Source organism: Burkholderia sp. AU31624 (assembly GCF_020420065.1).
Taxonomy (GTDB): Bacteria; Pseudomonadota; Gammaproteobacteria; order Burkholderiales; family Burkholderiaceae; genus Burkholderia.
In genome coordinates this window covers 87,846-105,782 of the sequence record NZ_JAIZRT010000010.1, presented here as the reverse complement: position 1 = coordinate 105,782, position 17,937 = coordinate 87,846, and the positions used below count along the sequence as shown (strand labels likewise).

16 protein-coding genes are annotated in these 17,937 nt (G+C 67.8%); 7 read left to right on the top strand and 9 right to left on the bottom strand.

Annotated features, from left to right (window positions below; all coding sequences use genetic code 11):
* Positions 1 to 15 precede the first annotated feature (15 nt).
* From grpE to LGM89_RS30975, 5 genes are all read left to right on the top strand, one after another.
* Positions 16 to 561, top strand: coding sequence for a nucleotide exchange factor GrpE (gene grpE, locus LGM89_RS30995; protein ID WP_226204395.1), 546 nt, complete (start codon positions 16 to 18; stop codon positions 559 to 561).
* An 8-nt stretch (positions 562 to 569) separates the two neighbouring features.
* Positions 570 to 980 carry a thioredoxin family protein gene (locus tag LGM89_RS30990; RefSeq protein WP_089472186.1) on the top strand — a complete coding sequence of 137 codons (411 nt, stop codon included), beginning with the start codon at positions 570 to 572 and terminating at the stop codon, positions 978 to 980.
* Between the two features lie 162 nt (positions 981 to 1,142).
* Positions 1,143 to 3,095, top strand: a complete 1,953-nt coding sequence (gene dnaK, locus LGM89_RS30985) for a molecular chaperone DnaK (protein WP_089424556.1) — start codon at positions 1,143 to 1,145, stop codon at positions 3,093 to 3,095.
* A 265-nt stretch (positions 3,096 to 3,360) separates the two neighbouring features.
* Complete coding sequence (dnaJ, locus tag LGM89_RS30980) at positions 3,361 to 4,497, top strand: molecular chaperone DnaJ (protein ID WP_089430628.1); 1,137 nt, start codon at positions 3,361 to 3,363, stop codon at positions 4,495 to 4,497.
* Positions 4,498 to 4,510: 13 nt separating this feature from the next.
* Positions 4,511 to 6,454, top strand: coding sequence for a chorismate-binding protein (locus LGM89_RS30975; protein WP_089494135.1), 1,944 nt, complete (start codon positions 4,511 to 4,513; stop codon positions 6,452 to 6,454).
* A gap of 120 nt (positions 6,455 to 6,574) precedes the next feature.
* On the opposite strand, the gene panB is transcribed toward LGM89_RS30975, so the two are convergent.
* Genes panB through hda form a run of 6 tightly spaced genes read right to left on the bottom strand, consistent with a single transcriptional unit; the run spans position 6,575 to position 11,664 of the window.
* On the bottom strand, positions 6,575 to 7,390 hold the full coding sequence (gene panB / locus LGM89_RS30970; RefSeq protein ID WP_089424560.1) for a 3-methyl-2-oxobutanoate hydroxymethyltransferase: 816 nt from the start codon (positions 7,388 to 7,390) through the stop codon (positions 6,575 to 6,577).
* A 45-nt stretch (positions 7,391 to 7,435) separates the two neighbouring features.
* The gene (locus tag LGM89_RS30965; protein WP_089424561.1) at positions 7,436 to 8,122 is read right to left on the bottom strand and encodes a deoxynucleoside kinase; all 687 of its coding nucleotides are present in this window, start codon (positions 8,120 to 8,122) and stop codon (positions 7,436 to 7,438) included.
* Positions 8,119 to 8,661, bottom strand: a complete 543-nt coding sequence (folK, locus tag LGM89_RS30960; RefSeq protein WP_089424562.1) for a 2-amino-4-hydroxy-6-hydroxymethyldihydropteridine diphosphokinase — start codon at positions 8,659 to 8,661, stop codon at positions 8,119 to 8,121. Before folK ends, LGM89_RS30965 begins: the two co-directional genes overlap by 4 nt.
* A gap of 35 nt (positions 8,662 to 8,696) precedes the next feature.
* Positions 8,697 to 10,235 (bottom strand): polynucleotide adenylyltransferase PcnB, encoded by a 1,539-nt coding sequence (gene pcnB / locus LGM89_RS30955; RefSeq protein WP_089494136.1) that lies wholly within the window; start codon positions 10,233 to 10,235, stop codon positions 8,697 to 8,699.
* Positions 10,236 to 10,240: 5 nt separating this feature from the next.
* Positions 10,241 to 10,918 (bottom strand): HAD family hydrolase, encoded by a 678-nt coding sequence (locus LGM89_RS30950; protein WP_089424564.1) that lies wholly within the window; start codon positions 10,916 to 10,918, stop codon positions 10,241 to 10,243.
* A gap of 11 nt (positions 10,919 to 10,929) precedes the next feature.
* Positions 10,930 to 11,664 carry a DnaA regulatory inactivator Hda gene (hda, locus tag LGM89_RS30945; RefSeq protein WP_006484992.1) on the bottom strand — a complete coding sequence of 245 codons (735 nt, stop codon included), beginning with the start codon at positions 11,662 to 11,664 and terminating at the stop codon, positions 10,930 to 10,932.
* Positions 11,665 to 11,914: 250 nt separating this feature from the next.
* Between hda and purM the strand changes: the two genes are divergently transcribed.
* A complete protein-coding gene (gene purM / locus LGM89_RS30940; protein WP_226120891.1) occupies positions 11,915 to 12,970 on the top strand; it encodes a phosphoribosylformylglycinamidine cyclo-ligase in 1,056 nt (351 codons plus the stop codon).
* Between the two features lie 62 nt (positions 12,971 to 13,032).
* Here purM and tet read toward each other — a convergent pair whose 3' ends face one another.
* Positions 13,033 to 14,232 (bottom strand): Tet(A)/Tet(B)/Tet(C) family tetracycline efflux MFS transporter, encoded by a 1,200-nt coding sequence (gene tet / locus LGM89_RS30935; RefSeq protein ID WP_226204402.1) that lies wholly within the window; start codon positions 14,230 to 14,232, stop codon positions 13,033 to 13,035.
* Between the two features lie 62 nt (positions 14,233 to 14,294).
* On the opposite strand from tet, the gene tetR reads away from it, so the two are divergent.
* A complete protein-coding gene (gene tetR, locus LGM89_RS30930) occupies positions 14,295 to 14,927 on the top strand; it encodes a tetracycline resistance transcriptional repressor TetR (RefSeq protein WP_226204404.1) in 633 nt (210 codons plus the stop codon).
* Positions 14,928 to 14,932: 5 nt separating this feature from the next.
* Here the strand turns inward: tetR and miaA are convergent, their stop codons facing one another.
* Both miaA and mutL read right to left on the bottom strand, forming a co-directional pair.
* The gene (gene miaA, locus LGM89_RS30925; protein ID WP_226274971.1) at positions 14,933 to 15,913 is read right to left on the bottom strand and encodes a tRNA (adenosine(37)-N6)-dimethylallyltransferase MiaA; all 981 of its coding nucleotides are present in this window, start codon (positions 15,911 to 15,913) and stop codon (positions 14,933 to 14,935) included.
* Positions 15,910 to 17,901, bottom strand: a complete 1,992-nt coding sequence (gene mutL / locus LGM89_RS30920; protein WP_226274962.1) for a DNA mismatch repair endonuclease MutL — start codon at positions 17,899 to 17,901, stop codon at positions 15,910 to 15,912. The genes miaA and mutL overlap by 4 nt, the downstream gene beginning before the upstream one ends.
* Between the last annotated feature and the right edge of the window lie 36 nt (positions 17,902 to 17,937).

Here is a 17,937-nt window from a genome sequence, read left to right as displayed (position 1 = left end):
TCGACTTTCAGCGACATGGAAAACACGCAAGAGAACCCGGCATCCCAATCGGCCGAAGAGATCGGCAGCGAGAAGCAGGCGGCGCAAGGCGCTGCTCCCGCCGCCGAAGCAGCCGACGCGGCGCTCGCGGAGGCTCAAGCCAAGGTCGCCGAGCTGCAGGAGAGCTTCCTGCGGGCGAAGGCCGAAACCGAGAACGTCCGCCGCCGCGCGCAGGACGACGTCTCGAAGGCGCACAAGTTCGCGATCGAGAGTTTTGCGGAGCACCTGCTGCCCGTGCTGGACAGCCTGGAAGCGGCCGTCAACGATACGTCCGGCGACATCGCGAAGGTGCGCGAAGGCGTCGAACTGACGCTGCGCCAGCTGACGAGCGCGCTCGAGAAGGGCCGCGTCGTCGCGCTGAACCCGGTCGGCGAGAAGTTCGATCCCCACCAGCACCAGGCCATTTCGATGGTGCCGGCCGACCAGGAGCCGAATACCGTCGTCGCCGTGCTGCAAAAGGGCTACATGATCGCCGACCGCGTGCTGCGTCCGGCGCTCGTCACCGTCGCGCAGCCGAAGTAAGGCCCGCGATGCTGCCTGCCGGCGTCGATCCGGCCGCGTTCGACGCGTTCGACATGCAGGCGCTGGACGCCGGCACGTTCGACGCGGCGATCGACGGCGCGGGCGATGCGCTCGCGGTGGTGTTCTTCTGGGGCGTCGACTGCTTCAACTGCGAGATCGCGAAGAAGGCGATGCTCGCCCAGCCCGACGCGATCCGCGCGCTGGACCTGAAGTGGTTCCATTGCAACGTGTACGAACACCACCAGCTGGGGCGCCGCTTCGGGCTGCACGGCGTGCCGACGTGGTTCTTCTTCCACCGCGGCAAGCGGCTCGGCCGCGCGACGGGCTGGCATGGCCTCGCGCAGTTCCAGGCAGCGGTGTCGGCGGCACGCGCGAAAATCGCCGCGGCGGGCGGCAATCCGCCGGGGGCGATCCGCTAGCCGGCGGCGATTGAAAAAATTTAATACCCGCATCGCACGTCGGGTCTTGAAAACGAACCGGACGGACGCATTTCGGGAACAGAGTTGAATTCTGGCGCGCGAAACTGCCCCAAAACGCGGGGTTTTGCGCAGCAAACAAGCATTTCTGGAGATTAGGAAAAAATGGGAAAGATCATCGGTATTGACCTCGGCACCACGAACTCGTGCGTCGCCATCATGGAAGGCAACCAGGTCAAGGTCATCGAGAACTCGGAAGGCACGCGCACCACGCCGTCGATCATCGCCTACATGGACGACAACGAAGTGCTGGTCGGCGCGCCGGCCAAGCGCCAGTCGGTGACCAACCCGAAGAACACGCTGTTCGCCGTGAAGCGCCTGATCGGCCGCCGCTTCGAAGAGAAGGAAGTCCAGAAGGACATCGGCCTGATGCCGTACGCCATCATCAAGGCCGACAACGGCGATGCATGGGTTGAAGCGCACGGCGAGAAGCTCGCGCCGCCGCAAGTGTCGGCGGAAGTGCTGCGCAAGATGAAGAAGACGGCCGAAGACTACCTCGGCGAGCCGGTCACGGAAGCCGTGATCACGGTGCCGGCGTACTTCAACGACAGCCAGCGCCAGGCAACCAAGGACGCCGGCCGCATCGCGGGCCTCGAAGTCAAGCGGATCATCAACGAGCCGACGGCGGCTGCGCTCGCGTTCGGCCTCGACAAGGCCGAGAAGGGCGACCGCAAGATCGCCGTGTATGACCTCGGCGGCGGTACGTTCGACGTGTCGATCATCGAAATCGCGGACGTCGACGGCGAAATGCAGTTCGAAGTGCTGTCGACCAACGGCGACACGTTCCTCGGCGGCGAAGACTTCGACCAGCGCATCATCGATTACATCATCGGCGAGTTCAAGAAGGAGCAGGGCGTCGACCTGTCGAAGGACGTGCTCGCGCTGCAGCGCCTGAAGGAAGCCGCTGAAAAGGCGAAGATCGAGCTGTCGTCGAGCCAGCAGACCGAAATCAACCTGCCGTACATCACGGCTGACGCGTCGGGCCCGAAGCACTTGAACCTGAAGATCACCCGCGCGAAGCTGGAAGCGCTGGTGGAAGACCTCGTCGAGCGCACGATCGAACCGTGCCGCATCGCGATCAAGGACGCAGGCGTCAAGGTGTCGGACATCGACGACGTGATCCTGGTCGGCGGCCAGACGCGCATGCCGAAGGTGCTGGAGAAGGTGAAGGAATTCTTCGGCAAGGATCCGCGCCGTGACGTGAACCCGGACGAAGCCGTCGCAGTCGGCGCGGCGATCCAGGGCCAGGTCCTGTCGGGCGACCGCAAGGACGTGCTGCTGCTCGACGTGACCCCGCTGTCGCTCGGCATCGAGACGCTCGGCGGCGTGATGACGAAGATGATCAGCAAGAACACGACGATCCCGACGAAGCACGCCCAGGTGTACTCGACGGCGGACGACAACCAGGGCGCCGTGACGATCAAGGTGTTCCAGGGTGAACGCGAAATGGCAGCCGGCAACAAGCTGCTCGGCGAGTTCAACCTCGAAGGCATCCCGCCGGCACCGCGCGGCGTGCCGCAGATCGAAGTGACCTTCGACATCGACGCGAACGGCATCCTGCACGTCGGCGCGAAGGACAAGGCGACCGGCAAGGAAAACAAGATCACGATCAAGGCGAACTCGGGTCTGTCCGAGGCTGAAATCGACCAGATGATCAAGGACGCGGAAGCGAACGCAGCGGAAGATCACAAGCTGCGCGAGCTGGCTGATTCGCGCAACCAGGGCGACGCGCTGGTCCACAGCACGAAGAAGGCGCTGACCGAGTACGGCGACAAGCTGGACGCGGGCGAGAAGGAAGCCATCGAAGCGTCGCTGAAGTCGCTCGAGGAAGTGCTGAAGGACTCGTCGGCCGACAAGGCTGCGATCGACGCGAAGGTCGAGGAACTCGGCAAGGTGTCGCAGAAGCTCGGCGAAAAGATGTACGCCGACATGCAGGCACAGCAAGCAGGTGCGGCCGGCGCAGCGGGCGCAGCGGAAGGCGCGGCCCACGCGGGCGGTGCGCAACAGGCTGCCGACGATGTCGTCGACGCCGAGTTCAAGGAAGTGAAGAAGGACTAAGCCGGGTTGCCCCGGTGCCGCACGCCGCGCGCCACCCGCGCGCGGCGCGGCTGACGGGTTGGCTGACAAGCGGTCTGTCTTTCCTTCCGGATGGCCGGATCGACTCCACGCCTGGCGGGCTTCGCGGCCCTCCGGGCACATTTGTTTTTTGGCGGGTGCTGCACGCGCCGTCCGCGGCGGGCGCAGCGCCAGACGAGTCGAGAGACTTTACTGCAGGCGAAAGGAGCCGCCGCGTGCGCGATGCGTGGCGGCACAGTGAATCGATATGGCGAAACGGGATTACTACGAGGTTCTGGGCGTCGCGAAGAATGCGAGCGACGACGAAATCAAGAAGGCGTATCGCAAGCTTGCGATGAAGTATCACCCTGACCGCAATCCGGACAGCAAGGATGCGGAAGAGCATTTCAAGGAGGTGAAGGAAGCCTATGAAATGCTGTCGGACGGCCAGAAGCGGGCAGCGTACGACCAGTACGGCCACGCGGGCGTCGATCCGAACATGGGCGGTGCGGGCGCACAGGGCTTCGGCGGCTTCGCGGACGCGTTCGGCGACATCTTCGGCGACATCTTCGGCCAGGCGGCGGGCGGCGCCGCGCGCGGCGGCCGTGGCGGCCCGCAGGTGTATCGCGGCGCCGACCTGCGCTACAGCATGGAAATCACGCTCGAGCAGGCCGCACACGGCTACGACACGCAGATCCGCGTGCCGAGCTGGGTGTCGTGCGAGGTCTGCCACGGGTCGGGTGCGAAGCCCGGCACGAAGCCGGAAACCTGCCCGACCTGTCACGGCCAGGGCACGGTGCGCATGTCGCAGGGCTTCTTCAGCATCCAGCAGACCTGCCCGAAGTGCCACGGCACGGGCACCTACATTCCCGAGCCGTGCGTGCATTGCCACGGGTCGGGCAAGGTGAAGGAAACCAAGACGCTCGAAGTGAAGATCCCGGCCGGGATCGACGACGGGATGCGGATCCGCTCGGCCGGCAACGGCGAGCCGGGCATCAACGGCGGGCCGCCGGGCGACCTGTACGTCGAGATCCACATCAAGCCGCATTCGGTGTTCGAGCGCGACGGCGACGATCTCCACTGCCAGATGCCGATCCCGTTCACGACCGCCGCGCTCGGCGGCGAGATCGAGGTGCCGACGCTGGCCGGCCGTGCGTCGTTCCCGGTGCCGGAAGGCACGCAGTCGGGCAAGACGTTCCGCCTGCGCGGCAAGGGCATCAAGGGGCTGCGTTCGAGCATCGCGGGCGATCTGTACGTCCACGTGCAGGTCGAGACGCCGGTGAAGCTGACCGACAACCAGCGCGACCTGCTCAAGCAGTTCGAGAAATCGCTGGCCGAGGGCGGCGCGCGTCACAGCCCGCAGAGCAAGAGCTGGTTCGACCGTGTGAAGAGCTTCTTCGAGTAACTCGAGTAACAGCATGACTGAAGGCAACGAGAGCGCGTCGTTCGCGCTCTTGGACGATTGCGACTCGACCGCGCTCGCGCGGTCGAGTCGTTTGTATTCGGGGTTCGTGCGCGAACGCGTGTGCACGGATCCGGCTCGGCTCGACGAGGTCGACGCGGCGGTGGCGCAGGATCTGCGCGACGGGCTGCATGCGGTCGTCGTCGGCGATTACGAATTCGGACGCAACCTGCAACGAGCGCAGCCGGGCCATGCCCCGCTGCGCTTTTTGCTGTTTGCGCGCTGCGAGCGCCTGTCGCGCGACGAAGTCGACGCGTGGCTCGCTCAGCAGGATGGCGGCGGCGCGCCGTCGATCGCGGGCGTCGCGCATGTCGAAAAGAGCGTATCGCGCGATGCGTTCGATGCGGCGATCGCCGCGGTGCACGACGCGCTGCGCGCGGGCGATTCGTATCAGGTCAACTACACGTACCGGCTGAACTTCGACGTGTTCGGCACGCCGCTCGCGCTGTACCGGCGGCTGCGTGCGCGCCAGCCCGTGCGCTACGGCGCGCTGATCGCGTTGCCCGACGGGACGTGGGTCGTGTCGTGCTCGCCCGAGCTGTTCGTCGAGAAGCACGGAGACGTGCTGCGCGCGCGGCCGATGAAGGGCACGGCACCGCGTTCGGCCGACCCTCGCGACGATGCGGCGGCGGCCACGTTCCTCGCGAACGACCCGAAGAACCGCGCGGAAAACGTGATGATCGTCGACCTGCTGCGCAACGACGTGTCGCGGATCGCGCGCACCGGCACGGTTCGCGTGCCGGCGCTGTTCTCCGTCGAGCCGTATGCGTCGGTGTGGCAGATGACGTCGACGGTCGAGGCAGGCTGGCGCGCCGGGACGACGTTCGCGCAGACGCTGCGTGCGCTGTTTCCGTGCGGATCGATCACGGGCGCGCCGAAGCACAAGACGATGGAACTGATCGACGCGATCGAATCGACGCCACGCGGGCTCTATACGGGCGCGATCGGCTGGCTTGACGCTGCGAAGCAACGCGCCGATTCCGACGCGCCGGGCGATCGCCTGGCCGGTTGCGGTGATTTCTGCCTGTCGGTCGCGATCCGTACGCTGACGCTCGATGCTGCCAGTGATGGTGACGACAGCGAAGGTGATGGCAGCGCCGGTGTGGCCGACGCCGAAGCACGCCATCCGACAACGGTGATCGCCGCCCGGCGCCGCGGCACGATGGGCGTCGGCGCGGGCATCGTGCTCGACAGCGTTGCAGCCGACGAATATGCGGAGTGCGAATTGAAAGCGCGATTCCTGACGGACGCCGATCCCGGCTTCCAGCTGTTCGAAACGACGGCCGCCACGCGTGCGGACGGCATCCGGCATCTCGATCGTCATCTCGCGCGGCTGCAGCGTAGCGCGGATGCGTTCGGCTTCCGCTTCGACGCCGATGCGTTACGTCGCGAGATCGACGCGCGCTGCGCGGCGCTCGACGGCGACGGCGCGTACCGGATGAAGCTCGCACTCGCGAAGGACGGCACGATCGAGATCATCGCGGCACCGCTCAAGCCGCTGCCGGCGGGGCCGGTCGGCGTGCTGCTGGCGTCCGCGCACGGCTTCGAGCCGACCCGTGCGGGCGATGCGCTGCTGCTGCACAAGACCACGCGCCGCGCCGAATACGATCGCGCGTGGCAGGCGGCGGAGGCGCTCGGCGGCTTCGACATGCTGTTCGTCAACGAGCGCGGCGAGGTGACGGAAGGCGGGCGCTCGAACCTGTTCGTGAAGCTCGATGGCCAGTGGGTGACGCCGCCGCTCGAGTCCGGCGTGCTGCCGGGCGTGATGCGTGGCGTGCTGCTCGACGATCGTGCGTTCGGCGCGACGGAGCGGGTCGTGACCCGCGACGATCTCGCGCGTGCGGAGGCGCTGCTGCTGACCAATGCGCTGCGCGGCGCGCTCGACGCGGTACTGAAGTAACCGGCGGATAATCGACCGCTGCCGGCAGCGTGAGAAAGAAAAAACGCGGCGCCCCGCAAAGGGCGCCGCGTTTTTTTCATCGAGGCGCCGGCGAACGCATCGCCGGCACCGCGCCGGACGTCAGAACGAATGCTCGGGGCCGGGGAACGAACCGTCCTTCACCGCGCGCACATACGCTTCGACGGCCGCCTGGATGTTCGGCTCGCCCTGCATGAAATCCTTCACGAAGCGCGGCCGCTTGCCGGGGAACACGCCGAGCATGTCGTGCAGCACGAGCACCTGGCCCGAGCAGTCGGCGCCGGCGCCGATGCCGATCGTCGGCACGCGCAGCATCTGCGTGACTTCGGAACCGATCAGTGTCGGCACGGCTTCGAGCAGGACGACCTGCGCCCCGGCCGCTTCGACCGCACGCGCGTCGCGCAGCAGTTGCGCGGCGCCGGCTTCGGTCTTGCCCTGCACCTTGAAGCCGCCGAACGCATGCACCGACTGCGGCGTGAGGCCCACGTGCGCACACACGGGCACCGCGCGCTCGACGAGGAAGCGGACCGTCTCGGCGAGCCATTCGCCGCCTTCGAGCTTGACCATCTGCGCCCCGGCGCGCATCAGCTTGACGCTGCTTGCGAATGCCTCCGCCGGCGTGCCGTACGTGCCGAACGGCAGGTCGGCCATGATCAGTGCGCGCGGCTGCGCGCGGGCGACGCAGGCGGTGTGATACGCGATGTCGTCGAGCGACACGGGCAGCGTGGTCGTGTGGCCCTGCAGCACGTTGCCGAGCGAATCGCCGATCAGCAGCACGTCGACGCCCGAGCGGTCGAGCAGTGCGGCAAAGCTCGCGTCGTAGCAGGTGAGCATCGCGATCTTCTCGCCGGCGTCGCGCATTGCCTGCAGCTTGGGCACCGTGACGGCAGGCCGGCTCGATTCCTGGAGATAGGTCATGGGAAATCCGGTTCGAATGGGTGAGGAACGACAGGCGAGGACGCGTCAGCGCGTCGTCTCGCCCTTGACGAAGAATTCCTTGCGGCCGCGCATCGTCTCGATGCGCTCGACCAGCAGGGCGAGATCTTCGGGGGAATCCAGCGGATTCAGGTGTTCCGCGGCGACCGTCAGCACCGGCGTGCGGTCGTAGTGGTAGAAAAATTCGTTGTACGCGTCGACGAGCGAGCGCAGGTACGCATCGCTGATCTGCAGCTCCATCGGCAGCCCGCGCTTCTGGATGCGCGAGAACAGCACTTCGGGGCTCGCCTGCAGGTAGACGACGAGGTCGGGCGACGGCGCCTGCGGCACGTCCACGTGCGTCGCGACCGAGCGGTAGAGCTGCCACTCGTCTTCCGGCAGGTTCAGCCGCGCGAAGATGTCGTTCTTCTGCGGCATGAAATCGGCGATGACCGGGCGGCCCGTGTCGAGCGCACCGATCAGCTCGCGGGCCTGCTGCGCGCGCTGCAGCGCGAACGACAGCTGCACGGGCAGCGCGTAGCGCGCGGTGTCGCGATAGAAGCGTTCGAGGAACGGGTTGTCCTGCGGGCGCTCGAGCAGCGTCTGCATCGACCAGCGTTCGCCGAGCAGGCGCGCGAGCGTCGTCTTGCCGACGCCGATCGGGCCTTCGATCACGAGATAGCGGTGCGGGGCGCGCAGGTCGGGCGCGGTGACGGTAAGGGGAGTCGGGGTCATCGGCAGCGGTTCTTGTCGGCGTCTTCGCTGGCAGCGAGCGCCTTCTGCATCAGGCACTGGCAGGTCTGCACCTTCTCGACGCGCTGGTCCGCGACGGCGGCGAGGAAGGTGTCGGCTCGGCCGCGCGCGGGGATGTCGAGTGCCGGCTCGATCTCGACGAGCGGCACGAGCGCGAACGCACGGTCGGTGAGGCGCGGATGCGGGACGATCAGGTCGGGCTCGTCGATCGAATCGTCGCCGAACAGCAGGATGTCGAGATCGAGCGTGCGCGGCGCATTGCGATACGGGCGCTCGCGGCCGAAGTGATGTTCGATCTTCTGGCACAGCGCGAGCAGCTCGCGGGCCGACAGCGTCGTGTCGAGCTTGACGACGCAGTTGTAGTAGTCGTCGCCGCCCGCTTCGAAGGGCGCCGTGCGATACAGGCTCGATTTGCCGAGGATCGAGATGGTGCGCTGCTGCGCAAGGCACACCACCGCGTCCTTCAGGGTCTGGCGCGCATCGCCGAGATTCGCCCCCAGTCCGATATATGCAACCGTCATGGCATCACTTCCTACGTCGTTCGCCGGCGAGCGCGTCAGTCGTCGGAACCGCCCGAGGCGTCCGGTGCCGGCTCGGCGGCACCTTCACCCGGCTTGCGGTTTCGCACGCCGCCGCGGCGGCGCCGCTTGCGGGGCGATTTTTCCTTCGTGCCGCCCTGCGTCAGCAATGCCTCGCGAGCGGCCGCGTCGCCTTCGATGAAATCCGTCCACCACTGTCCGACTTCCGCATCGAGCTCGCCGGATTCGCAGCGTAACAGGAGGAAATCATACCCCGCTCTAAACCTTTGGTGTTCCAGCAGCCGCATCGCGCTGCGGCCCGAGCGTTTCTCGAGGCGCAACTGCAGGCCCCAGATCTCGCGCATGTCGGCCGAGTAACGCTTGTGGATCGCGAGTTTCTCGGTCTGCATGTCGAGCACGTCGTCCATCGCGCGATGGAGTGCCGGCACCGGAATTTCACCTTCGGCCGTGTATTGCTCGAAGCGCTGGCGCATGTCGTGCCACAGCAGCGTCGCGAACAGGAAGCCCGGCGAGACCGGCTTGCCGGCGCGCACGCGTGCATCGGTGTTGTTCAGCGCGAGCGTGATGAACTTCTCGCCCTGCGGCTGTTCGAGCACCACGTCGAGCAGCGGCAGCAGCCCGTGGTGCAGGCCCTCCTTGCGCAGCCGCGTCAGGCACGCGAGTGCGTGGCCCGACAGCAGCAGCTTCAGCATTTCGTCGAACAGGCGCGCGGCCGGCACGTTGTTGATCAGGTCGGCGAGCGCGTTGATCGGTTCGCGCGTATGCGGCTCGATCTCGAAACCGAGCTTGGCCGCGAAGCGCACGACGCGCAGCATCCGCACCGGATCCTCGCGGAAGCGCGTGGCCGGATCGCCGATCATCCGCAACAGGCGGGCGCGCACGTCGGCCATCCCGTCGTGGTAGTCGAGCACCGTCTGCGTCGACGGGTCGTAGTACATCGCGTTGATCGTGAAGTCGCGGCGCGCGGCGTCTTCGTGCTGCTCGCCCCACACGTTGTCGCGCAGCACGCGGCCGCTCGCGTCCACCGCGTGCGTGCGGCGATCGAGTTCGTCGCGCTTCAGGCGCTTCGGCGGCTCGGCAGCGGCCGCCTCGGGCGGCGCATCGACCAGCGCGCGGAACGTCGAGACTTCGATCAGCTCCTGGCCGAACTGCACGTGCACGATCTGGAAGCGGCGGCCGATCAGGCGTGCGCGGCGGAACAGGCGCTGCACCTCGGTCGGCGTTGCGTCGGTCGCGACGTCGAAGTCCTTCGGCGCGATGCCGAGCAGCAGGTCGCGTACCGCTCCGCCGACGATGAAGGCACGGAAGCCCGCCTGCTGCAGCGTGTCGGTCACGCGCACGGCGTTCTTCGAGATCAGCGCCGGATTGATGCCGTGCACGCTGGCCGGCACGACGGTCGGTTCATGGTTGCTGCGCGGTTTTTTCGCGCCGCCGCCGCGGGCGCCCTTCGGGGCGCGCGGGGTAGCAGGGGCCGCTTCGTCGGCCGGGGCCGTTGCGGGAGAGGTTTGCTCGGTTTCGTCCTGGCCGAGCAGCTTGCGGATGAATTTTTTGATCACGACGTTCAGAAGAGATCGAGGATGCGCCAGCCGCGGTTGCTTGCATGCGCACGCAGCGTGTCGTCAGGGTTGGTCGCGATCGGGTCGGTGACTTTCTCGAGCAACGGGATGTCGTTGTGCGAGTCGCTGTAGAAATAGGTGTGCGGGAAGTCGCTCCATTGCTTGCCGAGCGACGCGAGCCACGCTTCGGTCCGCACGATCTTGCCTTCGCGATAGCTCGGCGTGCCGGTCGGCCGGCCCGTGTACGGCGAATCGGGATGCCCGTCGGTCGTTTCGACCTCGCAGGCGATCAGCGTGTCGACACCGAACGCGGACGCGATCGGGCGCGTGATGAATTCGTTGGTCGCCGTCACCACGCAGCACAGGTCGCCCGCATCGAGGTGCTTGCGCACGAGCTCGAGCGCGGCGGGTGTCATGGCGGGCCGGATCACCTCGTGCATGTACTGATCGTGCCATTCGGCCAGCTGCGCGCGCGAATACTTCGCGAGCGGCGTGATCATCGCCGTGAGGTACGCGTGGATGTCGAGCTTGCCGGCCTTGTAGTCGGCGAAGAACTGATCGTTCTGACGCGAGAAGCTTTCCGCGTCGACGATGCCGAGCTTCACCATGAAGCGGCCCCATTCGTGGTCGCTATCGGTCGGGATCAACGTGTGATCGAGGTCAAAGAGTGCCAGATTAGTCATGGAAGCGCATTTTACTCGAAGCGGTTCGGGCCCGTGCCCGGTGGTGTGATGTCGTCGCCGGGACGCGCCAGCATGCGGCGCAGCAACGGCAGCGTGACGGCGCGTTTCTGCTCGAGCGAAAAGCGATCGAGCGCGTCGAGCAGCGCCATCAGGCTCGGCATGTCGCGGCGGAAATGGGTCAGCAGGTAGGCGGCGATGTCGTCGGTGAGCGCGATCCCGCGCTCCTTCGCCGCGAGCTTGAGCACGGCGATCTTGCCGGCGTCGGACGGCGGCGACAGGTGGAACACGAGCCCCCAGCCGAGGCGCGTGCGGAGATCCTCGCGCACGTCGAGCGCGAGCGGCGCCGCGGGGCCCGCCGCGACGAACGCGCTCGACGGGTGCGCGCGCACTTCGTTGAACAGGTTGAACAGCGCGACCTGCTGCGTGTCGCTCATCCGGTCGCAGTCGTCGATCGCGTAGATGCCGATGCGCGGGTCGAACGTGAACGCGCCGAGCGGGCTCTGCGGCGTCAGGTAGCGCGCATAGCCGTACGACGCGTCGCTCACGAGCGCCTGCAGCAGATGGGTGCGGCCGCAGCCGGGCTCGCCCCAGATGTAGAACGACCGGTCCGGCACGGGGCCCGCCGCGAGCGCGAGGTCGAGCTTCTGCAGGCGCGAGATGAGCTCGTCGTTCTCCTCGTTCATGATGAAGTTGTCGAACGTGGCGGGCGGCGGCGTGCCGAGATCGAGCGTCAGTTGACGGGACACAACAGTCACAATGCGGGTCGGTTGAAAATACGCGCGCCGTACGCCGGGCACGCGCCGGGGCTTGCGTCTTCACGGGCTTCACGCGCGGCCGCACGCACGGCGCCACGCCGATTTCGGCGCGGTTCGCTCGGCGATGAAAACGGGGACGTGTTGACCAAGATGCAATCCCTGACGATTCGGTGCTGGGAATTCCGGCCAACGGGCCGGCTTCGGGTAAAATCGCATTTTACCGACCTTCTCGCATTCCCCCATGAATCCTCCGAAATCCGCTCCCGACGCTCAGGGTCTGTCCTATCGCGACGCAGGTGTCGACATCGACGCAGGCGACGCACTCATCGACAAGATCAAGCCTTTTGCGAAGAAAACCCTGCGCGACGGCGTGCTCGGCGGCATCGGCGGGTTCGGCGCGCTGTTCGAAGTGCCGAAGAAGTACAAGGAGCCCGTGCTCGTATCGGGCACCGACGGCGTGGGCACCAAGCTCAAGCTGGCGTTTCATCTGAACAAACACGACACCGTCGGCCAGGATCTCGTCGCGATGAGCGTGAACGACATCCTCGTGCAGGGCGCCGAGCCGCTGTTCTTCCTCGACTACTTCGCGTGCGGCAAGCTCGACGTCGACACCGCGGCAACGGTCGTCAAGGGCATCGCGCAGGGTTGCGAACTGTCGGGCTGCGCGCTGATCGGCGGTGAAACGGCCGAAATGCCGGGCATGTACCCGGACGGCGAATACGACCTGGCCGGCTTCGCGGTCGGCGCGGTCGAGAAGAGCAAGATCATCGACGGCAGCACGATCGCCGAGGGCGACGTGGTGCTGGGCCTCGCATCGAGCGGCATCCACTCGAACGGCTTCTCGCTCGTGCGCAAGATCATCGAGCGCGCGAACCCCGACCTGTCGGCCGATTTCCACGGCCGCTCGCTGGCCGACGCGCTGATGGCGCCCACGCGCATCTACGTGAAGCCGCTGCTCGCGCTGATGCAGAAGCTGCCGGTGAAGGGCATGGCGCACATCACGGGCGGCGGTCTCGTCGAGAACATCCCGCGCGTGCTGCGCGAAGGCCTCACCGCCGAGCTCGACCAGAACGCCTGGCCGCTGCCGCCGCTGTTCAAGTGGCTGCAGGAACACGGCGGTGTCGCCGATGCGGAAATGCACCGCGTGTTCAACTGCGGCATCGGCATGGCCGTGATCGTGTCGGCGGCCGATGCCGACGCAGCGATCGCCGACCTGACCGCCGCCGGCGAACAGGTGTGGAAGATCGGCACCGTGCGTGCGACCCGCGAAGGCGAGGCGCAGACGGTCGTGGTCTGACGCACTGCCTGCAGCAGATGCAGCAAGGAAAGCCGCCCGGAGTCGATCCGGGCGGCTTTTTTTCATGCCGACGGGCGCGGTGCGCCTGAGTTCGCGGCGCGTGCGCCGGCCAGCAACGGCGGGACGAGCAGATAAAGCAGTGCGGCCGCGGCCCAGACGAGCCCCGGCCACGTCGCGCGTGTCGCCGCGTAGGTCGCGGTGACGACCAGCGGCCCCGCGACGCCGATCAGGCTCGCCACGCTCGCGAGCGCGCCTTGCAGTTCACCCTGGCGCGCATCGTCGACCTGCCGCGCGAGCATCGCCTGCAGGGCCGGCAGCGTCATGCCGCCCGCCGCGAACAGCGGCAGTAGCGCGAACGGCACCCACGCGGCGGTCGCGAACGCGATCGCCGCGAGCCCGAGCGCGTCACCCGCGAGGCCCAGAGCCAGCGCGCGGCGCTCGCCGAGCCGCGCGATCAGCGGCCCGATCGCGAATGCCTGCGCGAGTGCGTGACACGCGCCGTAGCCCGCCAGCGACAGCCCCGCGATCGGCGTCGACCAGCCGAAATGCTCCTGGCCATACAGGATCCACAGTGTCGCCGGCGCCTGCGACACCAGCGCCACGATCACGTAAATGCCGATCAGCGGTGCGAGCGCGGGTGCGCCGGTCAGCCGGCGCAGGCTCGCGAACGGATTGAGTGCGCCAACCGCATGGCTTTCGCGGGCCGAACGCGGCCGTGATTCCGGCAGCGCGCGCCAGACGAGCACGAGATTGAGCGCATTGAGCACGGCGGCCGCGACGAACGGTGCACGCAGGTGCAGCACACCGAGCAGGCCGCCGATCAGCGGGCCCGCGATGAAGCCGATGCCCATCATCGCGCCGAGCTGGCCGAAGCGTCGTGCTCGATCGGGTTCGGCGGTGACGTCGGTGACATAGGCAGTCGCGACCGCGACGTTCGCGCCGGTGATGCCCGCGATCAGCCGCCCCACGTAAAGCCACGCGAGGGTCGGCGCGAGCGCCATCAGCAGGTAGTCGAGCGCGGCGCCCGCGAGCGACGCGAGCAGGACGGGCCGGCGGCCGAAGCGGTCGCTCAGCGCGCCGAGCAGCGGGGCGCACAGGAACTGCGCGAACGCGTACAGCGCGAGCAGGATCCCGTAATGGGTGTCGGTGCTGCCTGCGTCGGCGAGCGAGCGCAGCAGCCCGGGCAGGATCGGCATCACGATCCCGACGCCAATCGCGTCGAGCAGGACCGTGGCCAGGATGGCAATCAGGGACGGATTCAAGAGCGTGACTCTATCGGTGATAGAGTGGCAATTATTCCACAACTTCCCTATCGGTGATAGAGATGAAGGACACAGGCGCGCGGCTGACGCGCGACACGGTATTGCGCGCGGCGCTCGAGCTGCTCGACGAAGTCGGCATCGACGGGCTGTCGACGCGGAAGCTCGCCGAGCGGCTCGGCGTGCAGTCGCCGACGCTTTACTGGCATTTCAGGAACAAGGGCGAACTGCTCGATGCGATGGCCGAGGCGATCATGCTCGAGCGTCACGATGCGTCGTTGCCGCGGCCGGGCGAAGCGTGGGATGCGTGGCTTTTGGACAACGCGCGCAGTTTCCGTCGCGCGCTGCTGGCCTATCGCGATGGCGCGCGCCTGCATGCCGGTACGCGGCCGCGCGCGCTGCATTTCGGCTCGATCGAACGCAAGGTCGCGCTGCTCGGCGATGCGGGTTTCGCGCCGGACGAGGCGGTCGACGTGATGTATGCGCTGGGCCGCTTCGTGGTCGGATGGGTGCTGGAAGAGCAGGCGGAAGCGGACGGCGACGCCGATGCGCCGCTGCCGGACGCGGCCGAGTATCCGCTGCTCGCGAAGGGTTGGGCCGCGCTGCGCGCACGTGGCGGCGATGAAGCGTTCGAGCGCGGCGTCGCCTTGATCGTCGACGGCGCCCGCGCGCATCTGGCAGCGCGCGGGCGCGGCTGACGCGGTCAGCCCGGCGTGCGGCCGTCGAGCACGCGTTCGAGCGCGTCGAGTGCGCGGGCCGTCGAGTCCGGCGCGATGCAGTCGACGACGATCCGCTCCGGCATCGCGCGCAGCCAGGTGATCTGGCGCTTGCAGAGCTGGCGCGTCGCGAAGATGCCCTTGTCGCGCATCGTCCGGTAGTCGGTATCGCGGTCGAGGAATTCCCACGCCTGCCGGTAGCCGACGCAGCGCATCGACGGCAGGTCGGGATGGAGATCCTCGCGACGGCGCAGCCGCTCGACTTCGTCGATGAAGCCCGCGTCCAGCATTGCGTCGAAGCGCTGCGCGATCCGTTTGTGCAGAACCGCGCGATCCGATGGTTCGAGCGCGACCGGCACGAAGCGGTAAGCGGCGGCCGCATCGTCGGTGCGGCGCGGCGCGGCAAGCAGCGCCGACATCGGCTGCCCGCTCAGCATGAACACTTCGAGCGCCCGCTGGATCCGCTGCGAATCGTTCGGCGCGAGCCGCGCGGCCGTGTCGGGATCGACCTGCGCGAGCCGCGCGTGCAGCGCGGGCCAGCCATCGCGCTCGGCTTCGGCATCGAGCGTCGCGCGCACGTCCGGATCGGCGCCCGGCAGGTCGTTGAGTCCCTGCGTCAGCGCCTTGTAGTACAGCATCGTGCCGCCCGCGAGCAGCGGCGTGCGGCCGCGCGCGGCGATCTCGCCGATCAGGCGCAGCGTGTCCGCGCGGAAGCTCGCGGCCGAATACGCGTCGGCCGGATCGATGATGTCGATCAGGTGATGCGGCACGCTCGCGCGCTCGTCGAGCGAAGGCTTCGCGGTACCGATATCCATGTCGCGGTAGACGAGCGCCGAATCGACGCTGACGATCTCGATCGGGCGGCGCGCGGCGAGCGCCAGCGCCGCGGCTGTCTTGCCCGATGCGGTGGGGCCGAGCAGGCAGGCGATCGTCGTCGGGCTGGGGTTGGCGTGCTGTGCTGCGCTCATTGTCCGCGCATGAAGAGGCGGTCGAGGTCGTTCAGCGTGAGCTGATACCACGTCGGCCGGCCGTGATTGCACTGGTCCGCGCGTTCGGTCGCTTCCATCTGCCGCAGCAGCGCGTTCATCTCGTCGAGCGTCAGGCGCCGGTTCGCGCGCACCGCGTGGTGGCACGCGAGCGTGCCGAGCAGTTCGTGCTGACGCTCGGTGAGCACGCGCGAGCCGCCGAACGCGTGCAGATCGGCGAGCACCGCGCGCGCGAGCGACTGCAGGTCGGCATCCTTCAGTAGCGCCGGGACCGCGCGGATCGCGAGCGTCGTCGGCGACAGCACCGCCAGGTCGAAGCCGAGCGATTCGAGCGTGTCGCGCTCTTCCTCGACCGTCCCGATCTCGACCGGCGTGGCCGTCATCGAGATCGGCAGCAGCAGCGCCTGCACGGCGACCGAGCGGTCGGCGAGCGCGTTCTTGAACTGTTCGTACAGGATCCGCTCGTGCGCCGCGTGCATGTCGACGATCACGAGGCCGTGCGCATTCTGCGCGAGCACGTAAATGCCGTGGATCTGGCCCAGCGCGAAGCCAAGCGGCTGCTCGTCGTGCGTGGTCGCGGCGATCGGCGATGCGGTGAAGCCCGACAGCGGTGCGATCGGCGCGTCGGCCGAATCGCGTGCGAGGGTCGTCGTGCCGTCCGGCGTGCCGGCGCCCGTATCCTTGCGGCCGAACAGCGCGTCATAGAGCGCGAGCGGCTGCGCAACGGGCAGCGTGCCCTGGGTCATCCGCGCCTGACGCATCCACGTGTTGCCCGACGACGAGGACGACGACGGCGACGAGAAGCCGCTACCGCCGCTGCCGGTTGCGTGGCCCTGGCTCTGCCCGAGCGGTGTGTCCAGGAACGAAGAAGGCCCGCGTGGCGTCGGTTCGATATGTGCGGCATGGCCGCCCGCCGTGGTTTCCGGCGACGCGCCCGCGTGGCGCGCCAACGCGCGCTGGACCGCATGGAACACGTACTGGTGGATCGAGCGCGAATCACGGAAGCGCACCTCGATCTTCGACGGGTGCACGTTCACGTCGACGGCTTCGGGAGGAAGGTCAAGAAACAGCACATACGACGGGTAGCGGTCGCCGTGCAGCACGTCCTCGTAGGCCGCGCGCACCGCGTGCGTCAGCAGTTTGTCGCGCACGAAGCGGCCGTTGACGAAGAAGTATTGCTGGTCGGCGCGACCGCGGCTTGCGGTCGGCAGGCCGGCGCAGCCGTAGACCGCGAGCGGGCCGGCCTGCTCGTCGAGCGGCAGGTGCGCGGTCGCGAAGCTGTCGCCGAGGATCTTCGCGACGCGCTGCGCCGGCTCGGTCGCATTCCAGTGCTCGACCGCCTTGCCGTTGTGCAGCACCGAGATCGCGACGTCCGGCCGCGCGAGCGCCGCGCGGCGGATCATTTCCAGACAGTGGCCGAATTCGGTCTGCTCGCTCTTCAGGAACTTGCGCCGCGCGGGCGTGTTGAAGTACAGCTCGCGCACCTCGATCGTCGTGCCGGTCGCGCCGGCGGCCGGCGACAGCACGCCCGTCTGCGCGTCGATCTTCATCGCATGCGCGGCATCGGCCGTCCGGCTCGTGATCGACATCTCGGCGACCGACGCGATCGACGCGAGCGCTTCGCCGCGAAACCCGAGCGTCGCGACCGCCTCGAGCTCCTCGAGCGAGCGGATCTTGCTGGTCGCATGGCGCATCAGTGCGAGCGCCAGCTCGTCCGGCGGAATCCCGCAACCGTCGTCGGTGATCGAGATGCGCTTGACGCCGCCTTCTTCCAGCACGATGCGCAGCGTGCTGGCGCCGGCGTCCATCGCGTTTTCGAGCAGTTCCTTGACGACCGACGCCGGGCGCTCGACGACCTCGCCGGCGGCGATCTGGCTGATCAGCTGGTCGGGCAGGGGCTGGATCGCGCGCAGCGGGCGCGGAGCAGGGGCGGGCGCGGCGCCCGCGGCCGTTTCGGTGATATCGGACATGGCCGAATTATAGCGAGGCGGCGAATGCGTGCCGGG